This is a genomic window from Leptolyngbya sp. FACHB-36 (assembly GCF_014695955.1).
Taxonomy (GTDB): domain Bacteria; phylum Cyanobacteriota; class Cyanobacteriia; order Leptolyngbyales; family Leptolyngbyaceae; genus FACHB-36.
The window spans coordinates 1-2,169 of sequence record NZ_JACJPG010000671.1 but is presented as its reverse complement, the minus strand read 5'-3'; the positions used below and the strand labels follow the sequence as shown (position 1 = coordinate 2,169).

3 protein-coding genes are annotated in these 2,169 nt (G+C 52.4%); 1 reads left to right on the top strand and 2 read right to left on the bottom strand.

Annotated elements, in window-relative coordinates; all coding sequences use genetic code 11:
- The coding region (locus H6F43_RS21040) for a hypothetical protein (protein ID WP_190345130.1) at positions 1 to 263 on the bottom strand (263 nt) is incomplete at its 3' end.
- Positions 264 to 631: 368 nt separating this feature from the next.
- Here H6F43_RS21040 and H6F43_RS21035 point away from each other — a divergent pair.
- Entirely contained in the window at positions 632 to 1,660 is a 1,029-nt protein-coding gene (locus H6F43_RS21035; protein WP_190345129.1) for a class I fructose-bisphosphate aldolase, read from the top strand.
- Positions 1,661 to 1,785: 125 nt separating this feature from the next.
- On the opposite strand, the gene H6F43_RS22020 is transcribed toward H6F43_RS21035, so the two are convergent.
- Positions 1,786 to 2,169: hypothetical protein (locus tag H6F43_RS22020; protein ID WP_206754597.1), on the bottom strand; the 384-nt coding region annotated here is incomplete at its 5' end.

The window sequence follows — 2,169 nt, the reverse complement described above, 5'->3', positions numbered from 1 at the left end:
CGAGCGTAGGCGCTGAGCGATTCAACGTAGCGGCGCTGTCCTTCAGCAAAAATCGTGTCGAACGCCAGCGAAGATTTGCCGGACCCAGAAACTCCAGTGAACACAATCAGGCGATCGCGGGGCAACTCCAGATCGACATTTCGTAAGTTGTGCTGCCGCGCTCCACGAATTCGGATACAGCTTAGCGCCGAGGGAGAATGGCTAGTACGACCGTTCTGAGAGGCGATCACCGAACGCTCCGAATCACCGACACGATTTGACATACAGCCTGGGGGAAACAGTCCTTTATGATTCTATCGTTCTCGTCAAGATTAGGAAGTAGAAAGCGGCATAACGGGTAGCGACGTACGTTTACTGACAGTGAGCCACCTGGTTGCCTACGGTAGCCGTAGTCAGGATTGCTAACCCAAGCTGGGAGCGGCTCAACCTGAGTCATATTTAAGCATTCAGCAACACTAAAGATTTTCTGGAAAATCCTCTAGAGTAAGCGATATACAGCATAAACTTTGAGGGCGTTGACTTGTGCCCAGTGGAGGATGAATCCAGTGGTAAAAGCAACGACGATCGCTCACAGACTCCATAAACTTGCTCGAAGACCGCCTGTTTACACGCTCTACGGAGGCATAGAAGAATGTACGACCAAGAGCTGACCACGACCGCCAAGGCGATGGTGGCAGAGGGAAAAGGAATTCTGGCAGCCGACGAAAGCTATGGGACTGCTAACAAGCGCTTTCAAAAATTAGGGATTCCGACAACCGAAGAAATGCGTCGCGCTTACCGCGAAATGCTGTTTACGACGCCAGGAATCGGTGAGTTCTTCAGCGGCGTCATTCTGTTTGATGAAACGATCCGCCAAGCCACTCAAGACGGCAAGCCATTCACAAAAGTGTTAATGGAAGCAGGAGTGATCCCCGGAATTAAGCTGGACGCTGGGGCAAAACCGCTGGCAAAATCGCCTAATGAAGTCGTAACCGAAGGGCTGGATGGGCTGCGCGATCGCATTGCAGAGTACTACCGCATGGGTGCTCGCTTTGCTAAATGGCGAGCAGTAATCACGATCGGTGATGGAATCCCATCTCGCCGCTGCATCGAAACCAACGCTCACGCGCTGGCTCGGTATGCGGCGCTGTGTCAAGACGGCGGACTGGTGCCGATCGTTGAACCCGAAGTGCTAATGGACGGCGACCACACGCTAGAGCGCTGCTTTGAAGTCACCGAAGAAGTCCAGCACGCGGTTTTTGAGCAGCTTTATCGGCAGGGCGTCGAATTCCATCAAATGGTGCTTAAGCCCAGCATGGTGACTGGGGGCGAGAATGCTTCAACTCAGGCAGGCATAGAAGAGGTGGCGAACGCTACAGTTCAATGCCTGCTGCGAACCACGCCTGCCGCTGTGCCCGGAATTGCATTCCTTTCGGGGGGACAAAGCGACGAGTTGGCAACGGCTCATCTCAACGCGATGAACGCAATGTACAAAGGCAAGCTGCCATGGGCGCTGACGTTCTCTTACGGGCGTGCCCTTCAGCAAGCCGCAATGTCTACTTGGATGGGTCAGGACGCTAACGTTCCCGCTGCCCAAAAGGAACTGTACAAGCGAGCAAAGAACAACAGTGCTGCTGCCTTGGGACAGTACAGCCCTGCAATGGAAAAAGTTGCGGCGTAGCCAACGATTCGTTTAGATGAGGTGGGCAGCATTTTCTTGTGACGCTGCACCCTTTTGGGTTTGGCTGCACTGCCCACTTTCAGATTTAACGATTATTTCAGAATTAGAAGTATGGTTTGGAAGCGTCACCTTTGCTGAGGCAAATCCAATCGATCGCTAGAGCAAACCGGGGCAGAATACACCTGAGTTGTGCAGCCTTCGGGCGTGCAAACCTGCACAGGACAAACTTGTAGCCCGATCACAGGGACGCCGTTTTTGATCACCACAACATCACCTTCGTTGGCTTGAATAGCTTTGCCATTCACGTAAATTGTGCAACTGTCTCGGCAGATCGATCGAGCTGTGGACTTGCTCCAGGCTGTCAAAGACGCGAGAAATGCTCCTCTTCCTCGGTCAACGGTAATTGAATAATTTGTTTTGTCGTCGTTTCTAACATCTACTGCAAACGCGCTGCTTGTACTCAGAATCAATAAACCAGCCGCAGCAGCAGGAATCTTGAATGGCTCGAA

Excerpts from the sequence above, each read along its gene's own strand:
- H6F43_RS21035 (WP_190345129.1), top strand. The coding sequence starts at position 632 with ATGTACGACCAAGAGCTGACCACGACCGCCAAGGCGATGGTGGCAGAG.